This is a genomic window from Pseudomonas sp. P5_A2_2, assembly GCF_054177685.1.
In genome coordinates this window covers 1-2,158 of the sequence record NZ_JBGCUL010000779.1, presented here as the reverse complement: position 1 = coordinate 2,158, position 2,158 = coordinate 1, and the positions used below count along the sequence as shown (strand labels likewise).

Sequence of the window (2,158 nt, the reverse complement as noted above, 5' to 3'; positions counted from 1 at the left end):
GGCTGTACCGTAGATTTTTGCTGGCCGGGCTGGCCCCATCGCGAGCAAGCTCGCTCCCACAGGTTTTTCTGTTGTTCACAAAATTTGTGTTCAACAAAGATCCCTGTGGGAGCGAGCTTGCTCGCGATGGGGCCCTGGAAGGCACCCACAAATTCAGTTCAAACCATCGCCGCAAAATTCAGCCTGAACTGCTGCGGCGTCACCCCCAATCTGCGATTAAACACACTGCGCATGTGCTGGGCATTGCGAAAGCCGCATTGATAGGCCACAGTCTTGAGCGGCGCGCGGGTGCTTTCGAGCATCACCCGCGCCGCATCGACCCGTGCACGCTCGACAAACTCGGCCGGGGTGATTTTCGCTTCCCTGGCGAACACCCGGGAGAAGTTGCGTGCGCTCATATTGGCGGCATTGGCCAGGTCGGCGATGGTCAGGTCGCCCGTCAGGTTGGCCAGCACGTAATGCTGGACCATTGCCACCGCCGAATCCGGTTCGGCGTGGGGTGTAAGAAACGGGCTGAACTGCGATTGCCCGCCCGAACGCTGGGTGAACACCACCAGCCGCTTGGCGACATTCAGCGCCACTTCCGGCCCGTGATCCCGGCCCAGCAGGTACAGGGACAGATCGATGCCCGCAGTGACCCCCGCCGAGGTGAACAGCTCCCCGTCCTCTACGTAAAGGCGATCCGCTTCAACCCGGGTCGACGGGCACAAAATTGCCAGCGACGACGCATCATTCCAGTGGGTAGTGACCGTGCGATCTTCCAGCAACCCCGCCCGGGCGAGCATGAACGCGCCGTTGCAGATCGAGCCAAACCGTTGCGCCCGCCCGCATGCACTGCGTAGCCAGGTGTCGAATGCCGCGCCGAAACTCATGAACGGCAACTGCGGCCCGCCAGCCACCAGCAACAGGTCATAAGCCTCCAGCGCTTCGCTGAAATGCCGATGGGCATTGAGCGCCAGACCGTTGGAGCACGCCATCATTCCGTGCTCGACGCCGATCACTTCCAGCCGGTAGTGATCCTGCGGGGCGAGGAAACGATTGGCCTCGGAAAACACATCCATGGGGCCGGTGACATCCAGAGACTGAACGCCGGCGAACACCACAATGGCTACGGTTTTACTCATGGTTCAAAACGCCTCTGATGGCATTGAATGGCAACGCACACCTGTRGGAGCGAGCMTGCTCGCGATGGACGTCAACGATGACGGGGGCTGCCTGGATTTACGCGGCGCTCTCACGTTCATCGCGAGCAGGCTCGCTCCTACAGGGTCTGCATGCACCCTAGCCAATCCACAAGCAACAAGCGAGGTTGGCGCGATATGCACGCTCATTGGCCGGGATCGCAGCCATGGATCGATTGTCCGGTTTCGGGGGCCGGAACAGACTGGAACCCTCATCACGACGAGGACAACTCAATGAGCAGCACCATCGCCGGCATCAGGATCCCGGACAGCGCGCTGGCCAAGGCCACCACCGAATACATCCGTGACATCGAGTCGGACCTGCTCTACCACCACTCGCGCCGGGTCTTCCTGTTCGGTGCACTGAGCGGTGAGCGCAAGCGATTGGCCTACAACCCGGAGTTGCTGTACGTCGGCGCGATGTTCCATGACCTGGGCCTGGTGCAAGGTCATCGCAGTGACAACGAACGCTTCGAAGTCGATGGAGCCAACGCGGCAGCCGCATTTCTCAAGCCGTACGGATTGAGCGATGACGATATCGAACAGGTCTGGCTATCGATTGCCCTGCACACCACGCCGGGCGTGCCTCAGCACTTGCGGCCCACCGTGGCGCTGGTAACGGCCGGCGTCGAGATGGACGTGCTGGGCATGGACTACGCGGCGTTCTCCTCCGTGCAGCGCGAAGCGGTGGTGCATGCGCATCCACGGGGCGAGGGATTCAAGGAGTGCATCATCTGCGCGTTTGCCGACGGCTTGCGCCATCGTCCGCAGACCACGTTCGGCAATGTGAAGACCGATGTGCTGGTGGATCAGGAGCCGGGGTTCAAGCCGATGAACTTCGTCGAGGTCATCCGTAAATCCCCTTGGACTTCCTGACTGCAGAAGAACCTGTGGGAGCGAGCTTGCTCCCACATTGGATTTGGGTAGACCACTCAAATGTGGTCTACCCAATTCGGGCTCAAGCCGCTTCCGGTGCC

At 60.9% G+C, this 2,158-nt stretch carries 2 protein-coding genes; one reads left to right on the top strand and one right to left on the bottom strand.

From position 1 onward, the window contains the following. Positions 1-158 precede the first annotated feature (158 nt). Entirely contained in the window at positions 159-1,124 is a 966-nt protein-coding gene (locus ACXRVY_RS25550) for a GlxA family transcriptional regulator (RefSeq protein WP_223456581.1), read from the bottom strand. 291 nt (positions 1,125-1,415) lie between these two features. Here ACXRVY_RS25550 and ACXRVY_RS25545 point away from each other — a divergent pair, with 291 nt between their 5' ends. Further along, positions 1,416-2,057, top strand: a complete 642-nt coding sequence (locus tag ACXRVY_RS25545) for an HD domain-containing protein (protein WP_223456578.1) — start codon at positions 1,416-1,418, stop codon at positions 2,055-2,057. The last annotated feature ends 101 nt before the right edge of the window (positions 2,058-2,158 follow it).

Excerpts from the sequence above, each read along its gene's own strand:
- ACXRVY_RS25545 (WP_223456578.1), top strand. The coding sequence starts at position 1,416 with ATGAGCAGCACCATCGCCGGCATCAGGATCCCGGACAGCGCGCTGGCC.
- ACXRVY_RS25550 (WP_223456581.1), bottom strand. The coding sequence starts at position 1,124 with ATGAGTAAAACCGTAGCCATTGTGGTGTTCGCCGGCGTTCAGTCTCTG.